The organism is Pseudomonas sp. HMWF021 (assembly GCF_003061005.1).
Taxonomy (GTDB): Bacteria; Pseudomonadota; Gammaproteobacteria; order Pseudomonadales; family Pseudomonadaceae; genus Aquipseudomonas.
Genome location: NZ_QAIK01000143.1, coordinates 25,402 through 48,953 on the forward strand (window position 1 = coordinate 25,402; position 23,552 = coordinate 48,953).

Consider the following 23,552-nt stretch of genomic DNA (forward strand, 5'->3'; position numbering starts at 1 on the left):
CATTCCAGCGCGGTTTGTCAGGCGCTCGCGTCAGCCTTGGGCGCCGGGACCGGCCGGGCCAGCAGTTTGCGAGTAACGCCGAGCATCGCGACCGACACCGCCACGCCGGCGATGAATCCGCTGAGGCCCAGGGTGGGCAGGGTCAGCGCCGACACCAGGCAAAATGCTGAAAACGAGTACATGCCGATCGCCGTCGCCCGCAGTAATGCTGCGGTAAACGCCGGGCCACGGGCTTGCTGGGAGAACACTGCCATGACGCTGCCGAGTACCGGGAATACTGCGAGCAATCCACTCCAGCGCTCGCCCACGGTACTGGCGAGCAGGGTCACCAGCAGCGTCAGTGCGGCACCGGCGATCATCCGCCAGATCAGTTTGTCGGACTTTGGCGCCGGGCCAGTCAGCACCGGCTGCACGTGAGGAAACAGGTACGGTGCGGCCAGCAGGGCAATCGCTGCTGCGGCGATCGAGAACGGCAGCGACGGTGCAATCAGCGATAACCCCAGCGCCAGGAGCGCCCACACCGCCAGTGAAACCGTCAGCGCCAACGGCCAGTTTGCCCGCTGCGCCACCTGCGCATAGGTGGCGCAGAACGCAATCATGGCGAACATCGCCGACAGCGCCGCGACCGCCGATTGCGCGGCAAACTGCGGCCCCTGTTCGATGGCGAGGAAAAACAGAATCGGCCCGACCACCACCGGTAACCCTGACAACCACCCGGCCACGCTCGGCCCCCAGCGCTTGCCAGCCAGGGAAATCAGCAGCAGAAAAGCGGGGATCAGCAGCAGTTTGAGAATCAACACGCGGGAGGCTCCGTCGGGTGAGAGAGGGCCACGTTAGCATTGCCGCTCGCCGATTGCTGCATTGCTCTACAAAAATTGTATACAAAGTGTCGATGTTGATCGCCGGCTATGCTCTGACTATCAGGGTTTACCGGAGTCGATGCCGCGATGAACAGAGCACCCAAGGTGTTGCGCGGTTGTTGTGGCATCGGTCTGTGGGCGTTGCTGCTGACGCCGACCTGGGCCAATTGGCAGGACGCCGTGCCCGGCGCGCAGGTCATTGGCTCCGGAGATTTCAGTGTGTTCGGTTTCGACGTATACAACGCTCGGATGTGGAGCGCGGCGCGCCCGCTGGCCGATGGGCAGCCGTTTGCGCTGGAACTGATCTATCGGCGCAGCGTGTCCCGTGATGATCTGGTCAAGGCCAGTATCGATGAAATCAAACGCATCGCGGGGAACCGCGTCAGCCCCGAGCAATTGGCTGGCTGGCAGATCCAGATGCAGCAATCGTTCGTCGATGTGCAGGCTGGCACGCGGATTACCGGGGTGTACCTGCCGGGGCAGGGGGCACGGTTTTTTGTCGGGCAGCAGTTGCAGCACGAGATCGATGATCCGCAGTTTGCCCGGGCGTTTTTTGATATCTGGCTGGATCCGCGTACGCGCAATCCCGAATTGCGTCAGCAGTTACTCGGTGTGGGGCGTTAAGATCAAAAGATCGCAGCCTTCGGCAGCTCCTACATTTGGAATGCGTTCCCTGTAGGAGCTGCCGAAGGCTGCGATCTTTTTGCTCTTCAAGCCTGAACCTGAAACCTCTAAGCTGCACCTTTCAAACCTGTTTCTGGATGTGTGCGTGAAATTCAGTTTACCCAAAATCGCCACCGCGCCGTTCTGCCCGCCGGAAGTGGCCGGCAGTGTGGCGGTTGACCCGAGCGCCTCGTTCTTCAAACGTGCGCTGCGTTTCGCCGGGCCCGGCTTGCTGGTGTCGATCGGCTACATGGATCCGGGCAACTGGGCGACTGCCATCGAGGCCGGTTCGCGTTTTGGTTACAGCCTGCTGTTTGTGGTGTTGCTGGCGAGTCTGGCGGGGATGGTCGTGCAGTGCCTGTGTTCGCGTCTGGGCATCGCCACCGGCCGCGATCTGGCGCAATTGTCCCGCGACCGCTACAGCACCCCGACCGCGCGCCTGCAATGGGTGCTGGCGGAAATCTCGATCATCGCCACCGACCTGGCCGAAGTGCTCGGCTGCGCCCTGGCCTTTCACCTGTTGCTCGGCTGTTCGCTGACCTTCGGCATTGCCCTGACAGCCTTCGACACGCTGCTGGTGCTGGCCCTGCAGAACCGTGGCTTTCGCCGACTGGAAGCGATCATGCTGGTGCTCGTGGCAACCATCGGTGTGTGTTTCTTCGTCGAACTGGTGCTGATCAAACCCTATTGGCCGGACGTGTTCGCCGGTTTCGAGCCATCACTCTCGGCCATCAGCGATGCCGCGCCGCTGTATCTGGCCATCGGCATCCTCGGCGCCACGGTGATGCCGCACAACCTCTACCTGCACACCTCGATCGTGCAGACGCGGATGATCGGCACGGATCTGGCGAGCAAGCAGGACGCGGTGAATCTGGCGCGCATCGACACCATCGGTTCGCTGGCCCTGGCGCTGCTGGTCAACGCGGCGATTCTGATCTTGGCGGCGGCTGCGTTCCACCAGTCCGGGCATACCGACGTGGTGGACATTCAGGACGCCTATCACCTGCTCGACCCGCTGGTGGGCGGTGCGCTGGCCAGTGTGCTGTTTGGCGTGGCGTTGCTGGCGTCGGGACAGAGCTCGACGTTCACCGGAACCATCGCCGGGCAGGTGATCATGGAAGGCTATCTGAACCTGCGGATTCCCTGCTGGCAGCGGCGCCTGATCACCCGTGGGCTGGCGCTGATCCCGGCGTTTATCGGTGTGTGGCTGATGGGCGATAACGCGGTGGGAAAATTGCTGGTGTTGAGTCAGGTGGTGCTGAGTTTGCAACTGCCGTTTGCGTTGTACCCGCTGATCCGCATGACCAGCGACAAGCAACTGATGGGGCCGTTTGTGAACCGGCTGCCGACCCGGCTGCTGGCGTGGGGATTGTTTGTGGTGATCAGTGGGGCGAATGCCTGGTTGATTCTGCAGATGGTGGTGTGAACCCTGATTTTTCTGTTGCCTGAACTGGCCTTATCGCTGGCAAGCCAGCTCCCACAGTGATTGAGGGTGGATTCAAATTCGTTGTACGCCACAGACCCTGTGGGAGCTGGCTTGCCAGCGATAGGGCCTTGAAGATCGACACGAAATTCAGGCAAAAAAACACCCGGTGCAACGCGAATCGCACCGGGTTTTTTGTTGCCAGCCAGCGGCGGATGTCGTGGATCCACCACTCGCTGTGAACTCGGGGGTTAAGCGCGCGCCAGCGCCAGCGCCACACCCTGACCGCCGCCGATGCACAAGGTCGCCAGGCCTTTTTTCGCATCACGCTTGATCATTTCGTGCAGCAGGGTCACCAGCACGCGGCAGCCCGACGCACCGATCGGGTGACCGAGGGCGATGGCGCCGCCGTTGACGTTGACCTTGTCCAGATCCCATTGCAGGTCCTTGGCCACGGCCAGCGATTGCGCGGCGAACGCTTCGTTGGCTTCGATCAGGTCCAGTTGGCCGATGGTCCAGCCCGCCTTATCGAGGCAGCGACGGGTGGCCGAGACCGGGCCGATGCCCATGATCGCCGGGTCAACACCGGCATTGGCGTAAGCAGCGATTTTCGCCAGCACCGGCAGGCCCAGGGCCTTGGCTTTTTCGGCGCTCATCAGGATGACGGCGGCGGCGCCGTCGTTCAGCGACGAAGCGTTGCCGGCGGTGACGCTGCCGTCCTTCTTGAACGCCGGACGCAGTTTCGCCAGCGATTCGGCGGTGGTGTCGCCGCGCGGTTGTTCGTCGACCTTGAACGCTACCGGGTCGCCTTTGCGCTGCGGGATCAGGATCGGGGTGATTTCATCGACGAAGCGCCCGGCTTCGATGGCAGCCGCCGCTTTGCGCTGCGAAGCGGCGGCGAAGGCGTCCTGCTGCTCGCGGCTGATGTCGTACTTGTCGACCAGATTTTCGGCGGTGATACCCATGTGGTAATCGTTGAAGGCATCCCACAGACCGTCGCTGATCATGGTGTCGACGATTTGCGCGTGCCCCATGCGCAGGCCGGTGCGGGCGCCGGGCATCACGTAGTTGGACAAGCTCATATTCTCCTGACCGCCGGCGATGATCACCTCGGCGTCGCCGCAACGAATCGCCTGCGCGCCCAGGTGCAGGGCTTTCAGGCCCGAGCCGCAGACCTTGTTCAGGGTCATGGCCGGCACGGCGTGAGGCAGGCCGGCCTTGATCGCAGCCTGGCGCGCGGGGTTCTGGCCGGCGCCGGCGGTCAGCACCTGGCCCATGATCACTTCATCGACCTGCGCACCGTCCAGACCGGTCTGTTCGAGCAGTTGGCGGATCACCGCCGCGCCCAGATCCACCGCGCTCACACTGGCCAGAGAGCCCTGGAAACTGCCGATCGCAGTACGGGTGGCGGCAACAATTACGACGTCTTGCATTTTCGAATTCCTCACTGGGCAGCGAACTGCATTTCCGGTACATGATCTGGGACGATCAGCTTACCAGCGGTTTTGGCGACAATTTCCTCGACGCTGACGCCAGGTGCGCGTTCCTTGAGGACAAAAGCGCCATTTTCGATTTCCAGGTAGGCAAGATCGGTCAGCACACGCTTGATGCACCCGGCGCCGGTCAGCGGCAGGCTGCATTTGGCCAAGAGTTTGGACTCACCGTCCTTGGAGGCGTGGGTCATGATCACGATGATGTTGTCGGCGCCAGCCACCAGATCCATCGCGCCGCCCATGCCCTTGACCAGTTTGCCGGGAATCATCCACGAGGCGATGTTGCCTTCGACGTCGACTTCGAACGCGCCCAGCACGGTCAGGTCGACATGGCCGCCGCGAATCATCGCGAAGGATTCGGCGGAGTTGAAAATCGATGCGCCGATGCGCGCGGTCACCGTCTGTTTGCCGGCGTTGATCATGTCGGCATCGATGGTCTCTTCAGTCGGAAACGGGCCCATGCCGAGCAGGCCGTTTTCCGATTGCAGCATGACTTCCATGCCTTCGGGAATGTAGTTGGCGACCAGGGTTGGAATGCCGATGCCGAGGTTCACGTAGTAGCCGTCCTGCATTTCGCGGGCGACGCGCTGAGCCATTTGTTCGCGGGTAAGTGCCATGTTGTTATTCTCCGTCAGCTTCAGTTATTTGCGGATGGTGCGCTGTTCGATGCGCTTTTCGAACGTGCCGCAAATGACCCGGTCGACGTAGATACCGGGGGTGTGGATCTGCGACGGATCCAGCTCGCCGGGTTCGACGATTTCTTCGACTTCGACCACGGTGATCTTGCCGGCGGTGGCAGCCAGCGGGTTGAAGTTCTGCGCGGTGTGACGGTAGATGACGTTACCGAAATGGTCGGCTTTCCAGCCTTTGACGATGGCGAAGTCGCCGGTGATGGACTCTTCCATCAGGTACTTGCGCCCTTTGAATTCGCGCACTTCCTTGCCTTCGGCGACCGGGGTGCCGACGCCGGTGGCGGTGAAGAAGGCCGGGATGCCGGCACCGCCTGCGCGCATTTTCTCGGCGAGGGTGCCTTGCGGGGTCAGGATGACTTCGATGTCGCCCTTGAGCAGTTGCTCTTCGAACAGTTTGTTTTCGCCGACGTAGGAGGCGATGACTTTGCTGATCTGGCGATCGGTGAGCAGCACGCCCAGGCCGAAACCGTCGACGCCGCAGTTGTTGGAGACCACGGTGAGGTCGCGGGTGCCCTTGCGCTTGATCTCGGCGATCAGGTTTTCCGGTATGCCGCACAGGCCGAAGCCGCCGGCGATCACGGTCATGCCGTCTTCAAGACCGGCCAGAGCTTCCTCGTAGGAACTCACGCGCTTGTCGAAACCTGCCATATGCACCTCTTTTATTGTTTGTCGGGCGGCTGGCTAGCCGAATGACTGGAGTGTCTCGCTGAAGGATATATTTGTTAAGTTGATTTTTAAGGTTGATTGATAGATAAAACTCAACAGTGTTGTTTGTTACCCTGTGTAGGAGCTGCCGAAGGCTCGGGCCGCGTTCGGACGATCTTTTGATGTTGTTTTTCAAGATCAAGATCAAAAGATCGCAGCCTGCGGCAGCTCCTACAGTGGGTACGACGTTGAAACGGTAAGGTATCCAGTATGACCATCAAACAGATCCGCGCCTTTCTCGCCGTGGCTCAGAGCCTGAGTTTCGCCGTGGCCTGCGAGCGCCTGCACCTGTCGCAATCGGCGCTGAGCCTGACCATCAAGGCGCTGGAAGAGGGCCTCGGCGGGCGGCTGTTCAGTCGCAATACGCGCAACGTGGCGCTGACCGCCGAGGGTGAATCCTTGCTGCCGCTGGCCCGGCGCCTGATTGCCGACTGGGACAACGCCGAAGACGAAATGCGCCAGCGCTTCAGCCTGCAACGCGGGCGGGTGACGCTGGCGGCGATGCCGTCGTTTGCCGGCAACCTGCTGCCGCCGATCCTCAAGACGTTCCGCGCGCGCTATCCGAACGTCAACGTCACGGTCAACGACGTGATCAACGAGCAAGTGCTGGAAATGGTCCGCGACCGCCAGGTGGAACTGGGTGTGGCGTTCGAGCCGATGCAGAGCACTTCGCTGACGTTTACCCCGCTGTACATGGACCGCTTTGTCGCCGTGGTGCCGCAGGATGGCGCGCTGGCCGGGTGCGGCGAGATCGATTGGCAGACCTTGCTGCAGGAACCGTTCATCACCCTGCAGCGACCGTCAACGGTGCGGGTGATGCTCGAAGAACACTTGCAGGCCCGGGGCATGAAACTGCCGGTAGAATTCGAGAGCCATCAACTGGCAACGGTCGGGCGCATGGTCGCCAGCGGGCTGGGGGTGAGTGCAGTGCCGGCGTTGTGCGCCGAGCAGATGCTGGAGCTGGGCGCCCGTTGCCTGACTTTGAATGACTCGGTGGAACGGGCGATTGGCGTGCTGACCGAGCCGGGCAATGAGCTGTCGGCGGCGGCGCAGGCACTGTTCGACATCCTCAAGGCCGAACAGTGGTCCTTAACCACACCGTCCCTGTAGGAGCTGCCGCAGGCTGCGATCTTTTGATGTTGATCTTTAAAAACAAAATCAAAAGATCGCAGCCTTCGGCAGCTCCTACACGGGGAGTGCGGATTCAGCTGGACAAATGTTGCGCCAGCAATGGCAGCAGCTGCTCGCATGACGCCTCGATTTTCAGGTTGAGCAGGTCATCGGCCCGGGTCTTGCCCAGATTGATCGCCATCAACGGCTTGCCGCGATCGGCGATGACCCGGCACAGACGGAACGCCGAATAGGCCATCAGCGACGAACCCACCACCAGCAAACCCTCGGCATTTTCCGCTGCGGCCATGGCCCGCGCCGCCGTCGGCTGCGCCACGTTCTCGCCGAAGAACACCACGTCCGGTTTCATGCGCTCGCCTGCGCAAAAGGGACATTGCGGGGTTTGAAAGCGCGCTTCGAAGGCCGGATCGAGCAGGGTGTCGCCGTCTGGCGCTTGTATCGCATCGACCCCGACGAGATACGGATTCTGCTCGACCATCCGTTGCTGAATGTCGTCCCGGGCGCTGCGCTGGCCGCAATCCAGGCACACCACCCAATGCAGGCTGCCGTGCAACTCGATCACATCGTGACTGCCGGCCTGATCGTGCAGGGTGTCGACGTTCTGTGTGATCAAGCCACTGATCCGCCCCTGGCGCTGCAAATCGGCCAACGCTGCATGCGCCGCATTCGGCTGCGCCTGACGCACTCGCGGCCAGCCGAGCATGGCCCGTGCCCAATAGCGGCGGCGCGACTCGGGGGCGGCGAGAAACTCCTGATACATCATCGGCTGCCGGCCTCGGCGCACGCCTTCGCTGTCGCGGTAATCCGGAATACCCGACGGCGTACTGATGCCGGCGCCGGTCAGGACCAGAAAGTCGCCATCGGCCATGGCCTGTTGCAGCGTATCGAGGTGTTCACGGATGGGGCTGTCGAGCATGTTCAGCACTCCGGGGAGGACGATGCCCGCAGGGTAGCACTAACCCTGTGGCGAGGGAGCTTGCTCCCGCCCGATAGCGCAACAGGCCGGTTTTTTGGGGCCTTGGCAACCCGACGGGAGCGAACTTCCTGGCGACAAGGGATAGCGGTGAGTTACTTGCGCGCCTCCAGAATCAGGTTGAACGGCGTTTGTGCCGCTCGGCGGAACCTGCTGAAACCCGCCTCGGCAAACACCTTGCGCAGCTGTGATTCGCCGGCCTGTGCGCCAAGCCCGAGCCCGACCTCCTGAGACAGCGAATTGGGTGTGCAGATAAACGTCGAGGCCGCATAGAACAACCGGCCCACTGGCGTGATGTTGTCGTCCAGCGAGTCATTGGCGAACGGTTCGACCAACAGCACGGTACCGTCATCCTTGAGCGACTGCAGTGCATGTCGGGCCGCACCGACCGGATCGCCCATGTCATGCAGGCAGTCGAAATAGCAGATCAGGTCGTAGTCGTTGTCCGGGAAGTCCTTCGCCGATCCTTCCAGGAACCGCACCCGACTGCTGACGCCACCTTCCTCGGCGCGTTGGGTGGCGACGGTGATCGACGGGGCGTGGTAGTCGAAGCCGACGAAGCGCGAATTGGGAAACGCCTGGGCCATGATCACCGTCGAGGCGCCATGCCCGCAGCCGATGTCGGCGACCTTCGCGCCGGCCTCAAGCTTTGCCACCACCCCGTCCAGGGCCGGCAACCACTCGTTGATCAGATGACCCTTGTAGCCGGGTCGAAAGAACCGCTCGGTGCCGCTGAACATGCACGGATGATGATCGCCCCATGGCAGAGCGCCGTTGCCGCGCATGGCTTTGATCAGTTTGTCTTTGTCGAGGAAAAAAGAGGCCACGATCCCGAGACCGCCAGCGACATATTGCGGCGAGTTTTCCACGGCCAGTGCCTGTGCCTGTTCTTCTGGCAGGCGGAACAGTCCATCGCGGTGTTCCAGATAACCGGAGGCCGCGTGGGCGCTCAGCCATTCGCGCACCAGGCGCGGGTTGCAGGCGGTTTTTTCAGCAAGGGTCTGCGGGCTGACTGGCTGATTGTCAGCCATTGCCCGGTACAGGCCGAGTTCTTCGCCGACGATGACGTTGGCCAGCATCGCCGCGCCGCCCATGTCGTTGACCAGTTTGCCCATGAATGCGTTGAGTCTTGTTTCGTCCATCACGAGTGCTCCTGATACAGGATCACCGTCCGGTGGCAAAACGTTGTCGAGGCATGGGCCGCAGGGCGGTGGTCACAGAAGTGGGCAGGGCACAGCAGACGTCGTCCTGCATTCCCCCTCGACTGGGTAATGAAACAGTCTAGTCGGGCTGTAGCAAGCTGCAGGCTTTGTGACTCCCACAGGTGGTGGGTGATGCGCCATCGCCGTCTGTGTTTCGGGGGCTTTACACAAGTGCGCCATTCATCGGCCGAGTCGGTGTTTCACGGGCTCTTCGGACGATTGGCAGGGACGCCGATGACCCTCGGCGCGATAGTGAATGAGCAGGGCCACTGCCGGCCCCGTCACTGATAAGAAGAACGCGAGGTTGCCATGCCGAAATTCGTGATTGAACGCGAGATTGCAGGGGCCGGAAAGCTGTCGGAGCAAGAACTCAAAGCCGTGTCGCAAACCTCCTGTCAGGTGTTGCGCGAGCTCGGGCCGCACGTGCAATGGCTGCACAGCTATGTCACTGCCGACAAGATCTATTGCGTGTACATCGCACCGGATGAAGAGCAGGTGCGCGAACACGCCAGGCTTGGCGGTTTTCCGGCCAACAGTGTGGCGCGGGTGATGACGGTCATCGACCCGACCACGGCTGAATGACGTCAACCCGACTGCAGCGGAGCGCAATAGATGAGCACCCCTATTGATCTGGCCGGCCTGAAGGAGCGCCAGAAAGTCGCCTGGGCCAGCGGCGATTACGCGGTGATCGGTACCACCCTGCAGATCGTCGGTGAAAACCTCGCCGAAGCTTGCGACCTGCGCTGTGACGAGCAGGTGCTGGACGTGGCCGCGGGCAATGGCAATGCGACGCTGGCGGCGGCCCGGCGTGGATGTCTGGTGACGTCCACCGACTACGTGGCGGCGCTGTTGGAGCGAGGCCAGGATCGGGCGCGGGCCGAGCATCTGGACGTGACCTTTCAGGTCGCCGATGCCGAAGCGTTGCCGTTCGCCGATGAGAGTTACGATGCGGTGCTTTCGACCTTCGGCGTGATGTTCGCTCCGGATCACGCCACTGCGGCAGCAGAACTGGCTCGGGTCTGCCGGCGAGGCGGGCGGATCGGCCTGGCAAACTGGACGCCGGAAGGTTTCGTCGGGCAGATGTTCAAGCTGCTAGGCCGCCATGTGCCACCGCCCCCCGTGGCCCAGCCGCCGTCGAACTGGGGCACCGAAGCGTGGCTGCACAGCCATTTCGACGAACGTGAATTTTTGCTGCAGGTCACCCGGCGCACGTTCAACTTTCGCTATCGCTCGGCGGCGCATTTCATCGACATTTTCCGCCACTGGTACGGGCCGGTGCACAAGGCATTTGCGGCGCTGCCACCGGAAAGCGCGCAGGCGCTGGAGAGTGATCTGGCGGATTTGCTCAACCGGTCGAACCGGGCAGGGGAGGGATCGCTGGTGGTGCCGAGCGAGTATCTGGAGGTGGTTCTCACTAAACGCTGAGACACCAATGAACCCCCTGTAGGAGCTGCCGCAGGCTGCGATCTTTTGATCTTGGTTTTAAAAGCAGATCAAAAGATCGCAGCCTGCGGCAGCTCCTACATGGGACGGGGTAGGTTTATTTCAGGTGCTTCCCATCAAACCACTCCAGCGCCGTGCGCCAGATGCAGATCCCCAGAAAGTAAGCCGACATCAGCAGCCACAAACCCATCACCAGCGGATTGATCACCGGGTGATTGAGCACCAGCGACAGGCTGCACAGCAGCCAGATTGCCGTCACCGCGATGTTGATCGGCATGAACCGGCGCACGCGGAACGGATGGAGGAATTTCATCCGGGTGACGGTCAGCAGGGCCAGGCCGATGACGGTCAGGAAAGTGATCCACGGCCCCGGGTTGATAATGTAGAGGCACAAAGCAACGACGTTCCACGCGGCTGGGAAGCCGACAAAGTAATTGTCCTTGCTCTTCATGTTGACGTTGCAGAAGCAGAACAGCGACGACACCAGAATCAGCGACACGGTCAGCAGCAAGGTGTAGTCCGGCAGCGGGATGTAGCGATAGATGAACAGCGCCGGAATGAACACGTAGGTCAGGTAGTCGATCACCAGATCGAGGATCGAGCCGTCGAAACTCGGCAGCACCGATTGCACATTGACCTTGCGCGCCAATGCGCCGTCGAGACCATCGACGATCAGCGCCACGCCCAGCCACATCAGGCAATGGGTCGGCTGGTTCTCCAGCAGCGCGAGGGTCGCCAGAAAGGCAGTGACCACGCCAGTCGCGGTAAAACCATGGGCGCCCCATGCTTTGAGCCTGGCGATGTGTACGGTCGATATCACAGGGGCGTTCTCCAGAAAAATGAAGCAAGCCGGGTATCACCCTCGGGGAGCAAGGGTGCCGGCAAACCGGGTCGGGGTTGCAGCTATCGACCGGTTTGGCCGGGATAAGGTTCATCACCTTTGAATCTTAGCTGGCTGCGCAAAAAATACGCTGGCGAGATTCACCGACGACAGTCGGTGTCAGCCAAACGGTGCTGGCGCGATGGCTGCGGCGGTCTATTGTTGCCTGACGCGGTTAACGCCAATGCCTGAGGACGAGATCATGAACACCAGCGATTTGCTTGAACAACTGCTGCGAGGCCAGGCCTCGGCGGGACAACAAAGCGGTGCCTCGGCTGGCGGTGGTTTGGGCGGCCTGCTCGGCGGTCTTTTGGGCGGCGGCGCGAGCGCAGGTGCCAGTGGCGCGCAGCCCGGTGGACTGGGCGGTCTGGGTGGATTGCTGGGTGGTCTGCTTGGCGGTGGCAGTAGCGGTGGGTTGGGCGGCGCGCTCGGCGGGGCACTGGGTGGTGGCGGTACACAAAGCCGTTCCGGCGGCACCAATTATGCGGCGCTCGCTTCGCTGGGGATGATGGCGTTCCAGGCGTATCAGGCCTGGCAACGCAGCCAGGCATCCGCAGCGCCGCAACAGATCCCGCAAACGGCGAATCTGCTGGCCGGCCCCGAAGTCGAAGAACACAGCCATGCGGTACTGCGGGCGCTGATCGCGGCGGCCAAGGCCGACGGTGAGATCGATGCCCGGGAACAGCAGATGATCAATGGTGAAATCAGCAAGCACACCGATGACCCGCAATTGCAGCAGTGGTTTGAAAGCGAGGTCGCCAAACCGCTGGACGCGAACGAAGTCGCCGAGGCCGCCAACGGCGACCCGGCCATGGCCGCCGAAATGTACCTGGTCAGCGTGATCCTGGTGGACGACCAGCAGGACGCCGAACGCAACTACCTGGATGAACTGGCGGCGGCGTTGCAGATCGATCCGCAATTGCAGGTGCATCTGGAGCAGCAGGCCAAGGGGCAGGCTTGACGCAACGTCAAAAGATCGCAGCCTTCGGCAGCTCCTACAGGGGAAAGCGTTTCACATGTAGGAGCTGCCGAAGGCTGCGATCTTTTGATCCTCAAAGCCAAATTGCGTCCCACAACGGGTAATCACCCAAGCGCTGTACCAGACCGGCCCGCAATGGATTCATGACGATGTAGCGGGCGGCCGCTTTCAAATTTTCATCGCGACGCAAGGCCCGGTCGTGATAACCGCGCTGCCACAGCGGCTCCGAGTTGCCTCGCAGCAGGTTGACCGAGCGACTGCTGCGTGATTTGACGCGGCACATCAATTGCGCCAGAGAACCTCGCTTGAGCTCAACGAGCCAATGCAGGTGATCCGGCATGGCCACCCAAGCCAAAGACACAACCAATCCTGCCTCATCCGCCGCGCGCATCTGTTCAATCAACAATCGTCCGATTCTCCAGTCGGCAAAAATCGGCCGACGCTCTTCAATAACTGCCGTCAACAAATAAACCCGCCCAACCTCCGAATACCGCCCCTTGCGTAAACCGCACGCTCTTGCAGCCTCAGGCATTCCATTGCCCTCCATAAACCATCGTCCTAGAACACTAGCGCTCCAAAAACAATCCGCGAACCAAAGCCATTACACGATGTAAATGTAGGAGCTGCCGAAGGCTGCGATCTTTTGATTTTTGAAGATCAAAAGATCGCAGCCTTCGGCAGCTCCTACAGTGGTCAAGTGGTCAAGTGGTCAAGTGGTCAAGTGATCAAGTGAAAGAAAACCGGTGCTAATCCCGCCGTCCGTCAGGGCAATTTTCATGTCGATTGAATTTTTATCCGTAGCGGTTGCTCTGCTGCTGTAGAGGCGTGAAACAACGCCCTGAACGGCCAACCGAACGAGAACACTGACATGACTGCCCTGACTCCCCTGCAAGCGCCGAGCGCGCAGCAACAGCCGATCATTGCCGACGGTGATCTGCGGCGTATTTATGAAGCGCTGTTGCTCGACGATCAGTCTGAGAGACTCGCGCATGATTTTCTCGATGAACAGTTGCTGCGTGCCGCGCAGTTGCCTGAAGAGCTGCCGCAGAATCCATCTGTCTGGCAAGCCTGGGTCGCTGGACATTGCGCCGAAGTCGCCCGGCAATACGCCGACTACCTGCAACAGCGCCAGGCCGGCGGGCCGCGCCAGTTCTTCAGCAACAAGGCCCATGCGCTGTACTTTCTGCAAGCCGTGGCGCCGACGAAGCTGGTGGACGGTGCGTGGCTGTACGGCCTGCTGCCGCAATGGCGCGACCCGCGTTTCGACGGGTTGCTGTGCACCTATCTGGAAGAACTCGGCGACGGCAATCCGGCGCAGAACCACGTGGTGATCTACCGCAAACTGCTCGCCGAACACGGTTTGCAAGACGCCAGCGCCATCGCCGACGAACGCTACCTGCAAGGCGCGCTGCAACTGGCGCTCGGTGCCTGCGGCGAGAGCTTTCTGCCGGAGGTGATCGGCTACAACCTCGGTTACGAACAATTGCCGCTGCACTTGCTGATCAGCGCTTACGAACTCAGCGAACTGGGCCTTGACCCGTACTACTTCACCCTCCACGTGACCATCGACAACGCCAGCACCGGCCATGCGCAAAAAGCCGTACAGTCGGTGCTCGATCTGCTGCCGCTGGAAGCCGATCGCGGCGAATTCCTGCGCCGGGTTTCGCTGGGCTATCGACTCAACGACCTGGGGCAGGGCAGCCGCGCGATCATCGAAGGTTTTGACCTGGAACACGAAGTGCTGGCGATGCTCGAGCGCAAACGTCCGTTCGGTCAGCACATGCACTCGGACTATTGCCGCTTTGAAGGCAAGACCGTCAATCAGTGGCTGGCCACGCCCGAGCAACTGCCGGGGTTCCTGCAGGCGATGCAGGACAAAGGCTGGATCAAGCGTCATGAAGATCCGCAGGCCAGCCGCTTCTGGCAGTTGATCGACGGCGACGGTGCGGCAATGTTCGGCGTGTTCAGCCCGTATGAAAAGCAGCTGCTGCACGACTGGATCGCCGGTGACTGGACACCGTCCGAGCAACGCAAAGCACCAAGACGCACCCGTCAGGTTGCAACCCCCGACGCCGCCGTGCCCGAGCACGATCCCGATGTACAGCGCCTGATGTCTGAGCTGCAAGGCAAGGACGGCCACGCGCAAATGGCGACGCTGATCCCATGGTTGTCCCCGGCTCGCCATGCCCACCCGGCAGGTCTGTTGGCGACCCGGCGCTTCATCGAACTCAAATCCAGTCTGCGCTAAGGAAAAATCCATGAATCAGGAAGAACAATTGTCCGCCGACGACCTCACGCTGCTGCAACTCGGCCGGCGCCTGCAAGCTGACGGCTATCGATTTGTCACGCCAACGCCACTGACCCATCAGCGCGTCAACCAGCGTGACGAAGGGCAGGCTGCGGAGACCTTGCGTGACGTGTTCGGCTGGTCGCGCCCGTTTGAGCCGGGACTGCTGTCCGCCGATGAACAGCGGCAACTGCAGGATGCTCAGGTGATCGATGTCTACGACGGCCGCCTGAAGAGCCGGGTGCGCTGGTCGAGTCTGGATGACTTGTTGTTAGTGCATTCGGGCTTTCCCACCGATGCCGCCGACTCGGTGTTTTTCGGCCCTGACACCTACCGTTTCGCGCAGCTTATTCACGCGCATCTGCAGCAGAGCTTTGCACCGATTCAGCGCGCCGTGGACATCGGCTGCGGTGCCGGCGTCGGCGCGATCCTGATTGCCCGTGCACGCCGTGAAGCCGAGGTGCTGGCCGTCGATATCAATCCCGCCGCGCTGCGCCTGACCGCGATCAACGCGGCGCTGGCCGAGGTCGCCAATGTCCAGGTGCAGGCCAGCGATGTGCTGCAGGGCACCGACGGCAATTTCGACCTGATCGTCGCCAACCCGCCGTACATGGCTGACCCGGCCGGCCGTGCCTATCGGCATGGCGGCGGTTCACTGGGGGCCGGTTTGTCGCTGCGCATCGTCGAGCAGGCGCTCAATCGGCTGGCGCCCGGTGGCTCGTTGCTGCTGTACACCGGCGTGGCAATGGTCGATGGCCGCGATCCGTTTTTCGACACCGTGGTGCCGCGCCTGGATTCGACGCGATTCGGCTGGACCTATCGCGAGTTGGATCCCGACGTATTCGGTGAAGAGCTGTTGAACCCCGGCTACCAGCGAGTGGACCGGATAGCCGTGGTCGCGCTGACCGTGACCCGCATTGGCTGACACAAGGCAGGTGCGCCATGACCAGGAACCTTGACGACTACAACCGCATGCGCGACTTCTCGGCGACCTCGGAGCCCGCCGCCGTCAAGCGCCGTGGCCGCAGCAAGGCCACTGAGCATGCGCTGCAGTTCTGCATCCAGAAGCACGATGCTTCACACCTGCATTATGACTTTCGCCTCGAACTCGATGGCGCGCTGAAAAGCTGGGCGGTACCCAAGGGGCCGTCGCTCGATCCGAAGGTCAAGCGCCTGGCGGTGCATGTCGAAGACCATCCGCTGGATTACGCGACGTTCGAGGGCAGCATTCCCGAAGGGCACTACGGCGCCGGTGATGTGATCGTCTGGGATCGCGGCGTGTGGGTTCCGCTGGAAGATCCGGCCAAGGCTTACTCCAAGGGCAAACTCAAGTTCGAGCTGCAGGGCGAGAAGTTGTCCGGGATCTGGAATCTGGTGCGCACGCACATGCCCGGCAAGAAGGAAAACTGGTTTCTGATCAAACATCAGGACAGCGCGGCCCGCCCGCAGGACGATTACGATGTGCTCAGCGCCGAGCCGCACAGCGTACTCAGCGAGCGCACTCTGATCAGCAAACCCAAGCTCGCCGCCGAGCAAGTCAAACCCGTGAAAAAGGCCCCGGCCAAACCACGCAAAGCGGCATCCGGGACGCTTACCGGTGCGCGCAAGGCCAAACTGCCGGCGCAACTCAAGCCGGAACTGGCGACGCTGGTCGACAGCGCACCGGAAGGGCAGTGGAGCTACGAGATCAAGTTCGATGGTTACCGGATCATGGCGCGCATCGATCACGACCAGGTGCAACTGTTCACCCGCAATGGCCACGACTGGACGCACAAACTGCCGCAACAGGCGCAGGCCCTGGCCGCGCTTGGGCTGGAATCGGCGTGGCTGGACGGCGAAATGGTGGTCGCCAACGAACACGGTGTGCCGGACTTTCAGGCGCTGCAGAATGCGTTCGAAGCCGGAAGCAGCGGCAGCATCATGTACTACCTGTTCGACATGCCGTATCTCAACGGGGTCGACCTGCGCGAGGTACCTGTCGAAGAGCGCCGCGCGGCGTTGTCCACGGTACTCGGAGGGCACGAGCAGCCCTTGCTGCGCTTCTCCGAAGCCTTCGACGAAACCCCAGATGCGCTGCTCAACAGCGCTTGCCAGATGCAGATGGAAGGACTGATCGGCAAACGCCTCGGCTCGCCCTATGTGTCGCGTCGCAGCAGCGACTGGATCAAGCTCAAGTGCAAGCATCGGCAGGAATTCGTGGTTGTCGGTTACACCGATCCGAAAGGTGCGCGCAGTGCATTCGGCGCGCTGCTGCTGGGGCTGCATGATCGTGACAGCGGCGAGTTGCGCTACGCCGGCAAGGTCGGCACCGGGTTCAACGAAGCGACACTCAAAACCATCCTGGCCCAGCTCAAGCCGTTGCAGGTGAAGAAGTCGGCCGTGGTCAATCCGCCCAGCGGCTTCGAAGCCAAAGGCGTGCACTGGCTCAAACCGAACCTGCTGGCGGAAGTGGCGTTCGCCGAAATGACCAAGGACGGTTCAGTGCGTCACGCCGTGTTTCATGGTTTACGCAATGACAAACCCGCCAAGGCGATCACCGAGGAGCGCGCCAAACCCGTGAAGACTTCAGCGAAAGCCACCCCGTCGAAAAAAGCGGCCCCGTCAAAGAAATCCGCTGAGCCGAAAAAGGCCGAAGCAGCGCCGTCACAACTGGGCCTTGCCAGCGGCAAGGTGCGCATCACCCACCCCGATCGGGTGATCGATGCGGTCAGCGGCACCACCAAGATGCAACTGGCCGAGTATTACGCCAGTGTCGCCGAATGGATCCTGCCGCAACTCAAGGATCGCCCGGTGGCGCTGGTGCGGGCGCCGGACGGCATTGCCGGCGAACTGTTTTTCCAGAAAAACGCCGAGCGCCTGGCGATTCCCGGCATCACGACGCTGGACAAGGACGTGACCGGGCAACCGGTGATGTTGATCAACAACGCCGAAGCATTGATTGGCGCGGTGCAAATGAGCACCGTGGAGCTGCACACCTGGAACGCCACCACGGTCGATCTGGAAAAACCGGACCGCTTCGTCCTCGATCTCGACCCGGACCCTGCGTTGCCATGGAAAAGCATGGTCGAAGCCACGGCGCTGACCCTCACCGTGCTGGATGAACTGGGGCTCAAGGCGTTTCTCAAGACCAGTGGCGGCAAGGGCATTCACCTGGTGGTGCCATTGACCCGCAAGCACGGCTGGGACGAGGTAAAGGACTTCAGCCACGCCATTGTCAGCCACATGGCGAAGCTGTTGCCGGATCGTTTTTCTGCGGTGTCCGGGCCGAAAAACCGCGTGGGGCGAATCTTTATCGATTACCTGCGCAACGGTCTGGGCGCCACCACCATTTGTGCTTACGCGGCGCGCACCCGAGAGGGGCTGCCGGTATCGGTGCCGGTATTTCGCGAGGAAGTGGCCGAGATCAAGGGTGGCAATCAATGGGACATCAGCAATGTCCACGAGCGACTGAACGAGGTCGGCGATGAGCCGTGGGCCGATATGAAGAAAACCCGTCAGACCGTTACTGCCGAGATGCGCAAGCGGGTCGGGATGAAGGCGCGTTAGCGGATGGACAGAAAAGCGGTCAGGTGTCGCGCAGCAAGTCGTGAGCGTTGAGCAGTTCGAAGGCGATTTGCGGTTGCTGGTTCAAGCCCCGGCGAATCGCCGCCGGAATCGACTTGCGCGTCTTGCGGCACAGTCCGGGCAGCTCCTCGATCTGAATGTCGATGCCGAGCATGGTGCGCACTTCATGAAAACCCGGCGAGATGTCAACGCGCAGGCCCAGCTGCTCGTACATGCGGTTTTGCAGATGCCGCAGGTCGGCCAGGTCCTTGAGTTGTTCCAGACGGGCGAGAAGAATTTTCTCCTGCTCGCGCGTAAGACGCAGGATGCGCACATCCGTGCCGGGCGTTTCCAGCAACGCATCGCGCCCGCAATCGCAGGCACCGGGTGGGCAGGGTGAGCGCAAAGGCGCAGCAGGCGCAAGGGTCGTCATGGCCTCCATCATAGAGGCCGTCGGACCGTTTTGCCTATGCGCCTTCAGCTGCCGTCCATCGGCCGCACCGTCGCCGACAACTACTGATTCAAACCTTCGTAATGCACCAGAATCGCATTGGCGAGGTCTTCATCGCTGGCGTTGAGACCGGGGTTGTCGTGGCGGACCTGTTGCAATACCGACTCAAGATAAACCCCACGGATGGCGCCGCCGCTGGCAACGAACGCAGACAGATCGTCGCGCGCCGGAATCACCATTTTGTGATCCTTGAAGGTCGAGTACAGCGAAGCGGAAACACCCGCCGACGTGGCGACGTCTCCGGCGTCGACACGGGCCAGAGCCGAGCCGACAGGGAGGCACAACAGAAGAGAAGAAATGAGCACTAACTTGCGCATGACGGTGTTCCTCCACAAGCGCGAAGCAAAAAGGAAGGACTACATAATCTCAGAGGCGTGCCATGTGCCGGAGTTCAATCCGAACGCAAGGATACTTTCTGACACGCTCTGACGCGGCACTTATGCGCAAATAGGCTTAACTGAAACCCTGAAAGGCGCATTCCGGCGCACTTCAGGGAGGATCACGCGGTGTCGATCAAATTGCGTTTGCTGTTGCTGATTGCAACCAGCCTGCTGACCGCGCTGATCGTCAGCCTGGTCAGCTACGTGGGTAATACGCGCATGTCCGGTGCGGTGGATGACAACGCGGTGAGCATGACCGCGCTGCGCAATCACATGGAAGCCGACATGATGCACGACGCGCTGCGTGCCGATGTGTACTCGGCGATGCTGGTCGGCCTGGGTAAAAGCACCGCCACTGCTGGCGAGGTGCGGGACTCGATCGGCGAACACACGGCGCATTTTCGCGAAGTGCTGGAAGACAACCTCAAATTACCGGTCAACCCGACGATCAGGGCGGCGCTGGAACACATCAAGCCCAGTCTGGACACTTACATCGACGCTGCCGAGCGCATCGTCGGCCTGGCACTGGATAATCCGGACAGCGCGCAACGGGAGCTGGGCACGTTCAACAGCGCATTCAGTCAACTCGAAGAGCAAATGGCGGCGCTGAGCGAATTGATCGAAAGCAATACCCGGGACACCCGTCACGCTACCGAAAGCGCCATCCGCAACGCCAATATCGCCCTTGCTGTGGTTTTGCTCGCCAGCCTGTTGCTGTTGGTGGCGCAAGGGCGTTGGGTGACCCGCAGCATCATGGGGCCGCTCAAAGCCGCCAACCATATTGCGCAAAGCATCGCCCACGGCAACCTCAGCGAGCCGATCAGCGAACCTTCCGGCAAGGACGAGGCCAGTACGCTGATCCGCAGCCTGGCGACCATGCAGCGCGATCTGCGCAACATGATCGACGTGGTGCGGCGCAACGCCCATGGCGTCAGCGGCATGAGTGAACAACTCAGTCACGGCTGCCATCAGGTGGCCGACAGCAGCCAGCAGCAAAGCGTCGCCGCCGGTACCATGGCCGCAGCTGCCAGTCAGATGACCGCCAGCATCGAGGAGATCACCCGTCACGCCGAACGTGCGCTGGGCATGGCCAATCAGGCCGAATCGCTGGCCAAGAGCGGCGGGCAGGTGATCCATCAGGTGGTCAGCGACATGGACGACATCGCCCGCTCGGCGCAGCAGTCGGCGCAGGTCATCCGCACGCTGGACCAGGAATCCGAAGGGATCTTCAACATCATTCAGGTGATCAAGAGCATCGCCGACCAGACCAATCTGCTGGCGCTTAACGCCGCCATTGAAGCGGCACGGGCCGGCGAGCAGGGCAGGGGCTTTGCGGTGGTCGCCGACGAGGTGCGCAGTCTGGCCGCGCGCACCAGTGCCTCGACCCAGGAGATCGCGGCAATGGTCGCACGCATCCAGCACAGCACCCGCGAGGCGGTCAGCAGCATGGAGGCCGGGGTGGCCCAGGTCGACAAGGGCATGGCGGTCACGGCCGAGGTCGAACGGGCCATCCGCGAAATCCTCGACGCCACCCTAAGCACCACGCAACTGGTCAACGACATCACCCGCACCATCGGCGAGCAGAGCCAGGCCAGCAACGAAATTGCCCATCAGGTGGAAATGATCGCGGGGATGTCCGAGGGCAACAGCCAGGTGATCGGGCAGACGGCCAATACCACCGATGAGCTGTCGAGTCTGGCGGGGGCGCTGGCGCAGTCGGTGGACCGGTTTCGGTTGTAGTGCCGCCATCGCGAGCAGGCTCGCTCCTACAGGGGGAGCGGTGTTGCGCAGATTGCATTGACATGGCCCATTCCCTGTAGGAGTGAGCCTGCTCGCGATGGGGCCAGCTTAGCCACCACAGGTTTCGGGGATCATGTTCAGCCCAGACCGGCCGATAACGCCCACAGCGTAAAAAGACTCTCAAGTCGGGAACAGACGCGCGGGTTTGCCCTGACGTGATATTCTTCGCGCCAACTTGGTTTGACCTAATTCGGTTTGCCTGCCTTTTCGGCGGGCTGACGGAATCCCTGTCGCTCAAGTAGCTGAAGCCAATAATGATAAAAAGTCAGTTCAGAAGGGACATTAACTGAGGTCGATGCGGTACGTCGGCCTTGTGTGCCCACCCGTCAAAATTGCAGTGTGAAGGTGCCCGCGACCCTGGCCTGAGTGTCGCGACAAAAGGCCCTCATACCCACAACAGCGGCGGGCGGAAGGCGTTTTATCATAGGTGCAACGGATGTTTAAGAAAGTGAACACAGCCTTGCTCGGGCTGGCTTTGGCGATGGGGATGTCGTCCGCCAATGCTGCAGAAGCAAAGAAAGTCGACGTGCTGCTGATCGGCGGCGGCATCATGAGCACCACCCTGGGTGTGTGGATCAATGAGCTGGAACCGAGCTGGTCGATGGAAATGGTCGAGCGCCTCGATGGCGTCGCCCTGGAAAGCTCCAACGGCTGGAACAACGCCGGTACCGGTCACTCCGCCCTGGCTGAGCTGAACTACACCCCGGAAGACGACAAAGGCAACGTGACGATCCCGAAAGCTGTCGAGATCAACGAAGCGTTCCAGGTGTCCCGTCAGTTCTGGGCCTGGCAGGTTCAGCAAGGCGTTCTGAAGAACCCTCGCTCGTTCATCAACACCACGCCGCACATGAGCTTCGTGTGGGGTGATGACAACATCAAGTTCCTGAAAAAGCGCTACGAAGCCCTGCAAGCGAGCCCGCTGTTCGCCGGCATGCAGTACTCCGAAGACCCGGCTGTGATCAAGAAGTGGGTCCCGCTGATGATGGAAGGGCGTGACCCGAACCAGAAAATCGCGGCCACCTGGAGCCCGCTGGGCACCGACATGAACTTCGGCGAAATCACCCGCCAGTTCGCCGGTTACCTGCAGACCAAGCCTAACTTCGACCTGAAACTGTCGAGCGAAGTCCAGGACATCACCAAGAACGCCGACGGCACCTGGCGCGTCAGCTACAAAAACCTGAAAGACGGCACCAAGACCGAAACCGACGCCAAGTTCGTGTTCATCGGCGCGGGTGGCGGCGCTCTGCACCTGCTGCAGAAGTCGGGCATTCCTGAAGCCAAGGAATACGCTGGCTTCCCGGTCGGTGGCTCGTTCCTGGTGACCGATAACCCGGCCATCGCCGAGCAGCACCTGGCCAAGGCCTACGGTAAGGCTTCGGTCGGTGCACCACCGATGTCGGTTCCGCACCTGGACACCCGTGTTCTGGACGGCAAGCGCGTCATCCTGTTTGGCCCGTTCGCGACCTTCAGCACCAAGTTCCTGAAGGAAGGCTCGTACCTGGACCTGCTGACCAGCACCACAACCCACAACATCTGGCCAATGACCAAGGTCGGCATCAAGGAATACCCGCTGGTCGAGTACCTGGCCGGTCAACTGATGCTGTCGGATGAAGATCGTCTGAACGCGCTGAAGGAATACTTCCCGAACGCCAAGGCCGAAGACTGGCGCCTGTGGCAAGCTGGCCAACGCGTGCAGATCATCAAGCGTGATGAAGCCGCTGGCGGCGTGCTGAAACTGGGCACCGAAATCGTTGCTGCGCAAGACGGCTCCATCGCCGGCCTGCTGGGCGCATCGCCAGGCGCGTCGACCGCTGCACCGATCATGCTGAGCGTGCTGCAGAAAGTCTTCAAAGACAAAGTCGCGACCCCAGAGTGGCAAGCCAAGCTGCACCAGATCGTTCCAAGCTACGGCACTCAGCTGAACAGCGATCCGGCCAAAGTGGCAGAAGAGTGGGCCTACACCGCCAAGATCCTCGAACTGCCGACCCCTCCGGTGATCGGTCAGGCGGCTGCTCCGGCTGCGCCTGCAGCTGAAAAAGCTGAAGCACCGAAAGAAAACGCTGCACGTGACATGGCGCTGTAACCAGACGCCTGATACACAAAAGCCCACTGAACCGGCAACGGTCAGTGGGCTTTTTTGCATCTTCAGATGCTATGAAGGTACATCGTCTTTTTTTGGGTAAATCGGGTCTGAAAAATGCCATTGCGTATATACCGCATCTTTCCCTGTTCTATCCCCTCTGTCCTTTTTGCAAGGTTCGCAAATGCACGTGAATCTGTGTTCTTGCTGTCGGGGTTTTATTTCGAATTCGTTAGTTGAACCACCTGATGGCCCGACGTCGTAATGTACACCTGGCGCTTGTTTTCCTACGGTTGTCTCGAACTTGCTCATTTTTAGACCTCCTTGACTATTCGGTAAAACGTACGTCGAGAATTCACACTTCTGTTAACTCTCAACATTGAAAGCCAAGGTTAGTTTTCCAGCCTCCCTTTCGCACCTGTAAAACCTGACAGGTTTTTATATCTTTTCTTCATTGACTAACTGCAAGTGAGACTTCCGATAAAGGTTTTTTTAAAAAGTGATAAG

At 61.1% G+C, this 23,552-nt stretch carries 21 protein-coding genes and 1 pseudogene; 12 read left to right on the forward strand and 10 right to left on the reverse strand.

All coding sequences use genetic code 11. The annotated features are described in order from the left end of the window. Positions 1-17 precede the first annotated feature (17 nt). Positions 18-800, reverse strand: coding sequence for a hypothetical protein (locus tag DBR18_RS19730; RefSeq protein WP_108591562.1), 783 nt, complete (start codon positions 798-800; stop codon positions 18-20). 147 nt (positions 801-947) lie between these two features. On the opposite strand from DBR18_RS19730, the gene DBR18_RS19735 reads away from it, so the two are divergent. Both DBR18_RS19735 and DBR18_RS19740 read left to right on the forward strand, forming a co-directional pair. Then, complete coding sequence (locus DBR18_RS19735) at positions 948-1,484, forward strand: chalcone isomerase family protein (protein ID WP_108591563.1); 537 nt, start codon at positions 948-950, stop codon at positions 1,482-1,484. Between the two features lie 145 nt (positions 1,485-1,629). Further along, positions 1,630-2,949, forward strand: coding sequence for an Nramp family divalent metal transporter (locus tag DBR18_RS19740; RefSeq protein ID WP_108591564.1), 1,320 nt, complete (start codon positions 1,630-1,632; stop codon positions 2,947-2,949). Between the two features lie 248 nt (positions 2,950-3,197). Here the strand turns inward: DBR18_RS19740 and DBR18_RS19745 are convergent, their stop codons facing one another. From DBR18_RS19745 to DBR18_RS19755, 3 genes are read right to left on the reverse strand one after another with little or no spacing between them, the layout of a single operon-like run. Next, positions 3,198-4,379, reverse strand: coding sequence for an acetyl-CoA C-acetyltransferase (locus DBR18_RS19745; protein WP_108591565.1), 1,182 nt, complete (start codon positions 4,377-4,379; stop codon positions 3,198-3,200). Between the two features lie 11 nt (positions 4,380-4,390). Next, positions 4,391-5,056, reverse strand: coding sequence for a CoA transferase subunit B (locus DBR18_RS19750; RefSeq protein WP_016774134.1), 666 nt, complete (start codon positions 5,054-5,056; stop codon positions 4,391-4,393). 24 nt (positions 5,057-5,080) lie between these two features. Then, a complete protein-coding gene (locus DBR18_RS19755) occupies positions 5,081-5,779 on the reverse strand; it encodes a CoA transferase subunit A (protein WP_016983257.1) in 699 nt (232 codons plus the stop codon). 267 nt (positions 5,780-6,046) lie between these two features. Here DBR18_RS19755 and DBR18_RS19760 point away from each other — a divergent pair, with 267 nt between their 5' ends. Beyond that, the gene (locus DBR18_RS19760; protein WP_108591566.1) at positions 6,047-6,946 is read left to right on the forward strand and encodes a LysR family transcriptional regulator; all 900 of its coding nucleotides are present in this window, start codon (positions 6,047-6,049) and stop codon (positions 6,944-6,946) included. A 94-nt stretch (positions 6,947-7,040) separates the two neighbouring features. Here DBR18_RS19760 and DBR18_RS19765 read toward each other — a convergent pair whose 3' ends face one another. Both DBR18_RS19765 and DBR18_RS19770 read right to left on the reverse strand, forming a co-directional pair. After that, on the reverse strand, positions 7,041-7,883 hold the full coding sequence (locus DBR18_RS19765) for an NAD-dependent protein deacetylase (RefSeq protein ID WP_108591567.1): 843 nt from the start codon (positions 7,881-7,883) through the stop codon (positions 7,041-7,043). Positions 7,884-8,035: 152 nt separating this feature from the next. After that, positions 8,036-9,082, reverse strand: coding sequence for a class I SAM-dependent methyltransferase (locus tag DBR18_RS19770; RefSeq protein WP_108591568.1), 1,047 nt, complete (start codon positions 9,080-9,082; stop codon positions 8,036-8,038). A gap of 369 nt (positions 9,083-9,451) precedes the next feature. Between DBR18_RS19770 and DBR18_RS19775 the strand changes: the two genes are divergently transcribed. Continuing rightward, a complete protein-coding gene (locus DBR18_RS19775; protein WP_108591569.1) occupies positions 9,452-9,724 on the forward strand; it encodes a DUF4242 domain-containing protein in 273 nt (90 codons plus the stop codon). A 30-nt stretch (positions 9,725-9,754) separates the two neighbouring features. Next, the gene (locus tag DBR18_RS19780) at positions 9,755-10,567 is read left to right on the forward strand and encodes a class I SAM-dependent methyltransferase (protein WP_108591570.1); all 813 of its coding nucleotides are present in this window, start codon (positions 9,755-9,757) and stop codon (positions 10,565-10,567) included. A 115-nt stretch (positions 10,568-10,682) separates the two neighbouring features. Here the strand turns inward: DBR18_RS19780 and pcsA are convergent, their stop codons facing one another. Continuing rightward, the gene (gene pcsA / locus DBR18_RS19785) at positions 10,683-11,405 is read right to left on the reverse strand and encodes a phosphatidylcholine synthase (RefSeq protein WP_108591571.1); all 723 of its coding nucleotides are present in this window, start codon (positions 11,403-11,405) and stop codon (positions 10,683-10,685) included. 262 nt (positions 11,406-11,667) lie between these two features. Between pcsA and DBR18_RS19790 the strand changes: the two genes are divergently transcribed. Beyond that, entirely contained in the window at positions 11,668-12,426 is a 759-nt protein-coding gene (locus tag DBR18_RS19790) for a tellurite resistance TerB family protein (RefSeq protein WP_108591572.1), read from the forward strand. A gap of 91 nt (positions 12,427-12,517) precedes the next feature. On the opposite strand, the gene DBR18_RS19795 is transcribed toward DBR18_RS19790, so the two are convergent. Continuing rightward, on the reverse strand, positions 12,518-12,976 hold the full coding sequence (locus tag DBR18_RS19795) for a transposase (protein ID WP_108591573.1): 459 nt from the start codon (positions 12,974-12,976) through the stop codon (positions 12,518-12,520). A 336-nt stretch (positions 12,977-13,312) separates the two neighbouring features. Here DBR18_RS19795 and DBR18_RS19800 point away from each other — a divergent pair, with 336 nt between their 5' ends. From DBR18_RS19800 to ligD, 3 genes are read left to right on the forward strand one after another with little or no spacing between them, the layout of a single operon-like run. Beyond that, positions 13,313-14,692: an iron-containing redox enzyme family protein gene (locus tag DBR18_RS19800; RefSeq protein ID WP_108591574.1), complete on the forward strand. Its 1,380-nt coding sequence runs from the start codon at positions 13,313-13,315 to the stop codon at positions 14,690-14,692. A 10-nt stretch (positions 14,693-14,702) separates the two neighbouring features. Continuing rightward, entirely contained in the window at positions 14,703-15,656 is a 954-nt protein-coding gene (locus DBR18_RS19805; RefSeq protein WP_108591575.1) for a class I SAM-dependent methyltransferase, read from the forward strand. A 17-nt stretch (positions 15,657-15,673) separates the two neighbouring features. Further along, positions 15,674-18,277 (forward strand): DNA ligase D, encoded by a 2,604-nt coding sequence (gene ligD / locus DBR18_RS19810; RefSeq protein WP_108591576.1) that lies wholly within the window; start codon positions 15,674-15,676, stop codon positions 18,275-18,277. 19 nt (positions 18,278-18,296) lie between these two features. Here the strand turns inward: ligD and DBR18_RS19815 are convergent, their stop codons facing one another. After that, positions 18,297-18,719, reverse strand: a complete 423-nt coding sequence (locus tag DBR18_RS19815) for a hypothetical protein (protein ID WP_108591577.1) — start codon at positions 18,717-18,719, stop codon at positions 18,297-18,299. A 68-nt stretch (positions 18,720-18,787) separates the two neighbouring features. Then, positions 18,788-19,102 carry a DUF2388 domain-containing protein gene (locus DBR18_RS19820; RefSeq protein WP_007962425.1) on the reverse strand — a complete coding sequence of 105 codons (315 nt, stop codon included), beginning with the start codon at positions 19,100-19,102 and terminating at the stop codon, positions 18,788-18,790. Between the two features lie 189 nt (positions 19,103-19,291). Here DBR18_RS19820 and DBR18_RS30370 point away from each other — a divergent pair. The 3 genes and pseudogenes from DBR18_RS30370 to mqo form a co-directional block, all read left to right on the forward strand. Beyond that, positions 19,292-20,047: pseudogene (locus DBR18_RS30370) on the forward strand (HAMP domain-containing protein); the annotation flags it as partial. A 132-nt stretch (positions 20,048-20,179) separates the two neighbouring features. Beyond that, positions 20,180-20,905 carry a methyl-accepting chemotaxis protein gene (locus DBR18_RS30375; RefSeq protein WP_371921121.1) on the forward strand — a complete coding sequence of 242 codons (726 nt, stop codon included), beginning with the start codon at positions 20,180-20,182 and terminating at the stop codon, positions 20,903-20,905. Positions 20,906-21,401: 496 nt separating this feature from the next. Beyond that, on the forward strand, positions 21,402-23,048 hold the full coding sequence (gene mqo, locus DBR18_RS19830; RefSeq protein ID WP_108591579.1) for a malate dehydrogenase (quinone): 1,647 nt from the start codon (positions 21,402-21,404) through the stop codon (positions 23,046-23,048). Positions 23,049-23,552 lie beyond the last annotated feature (504 nt).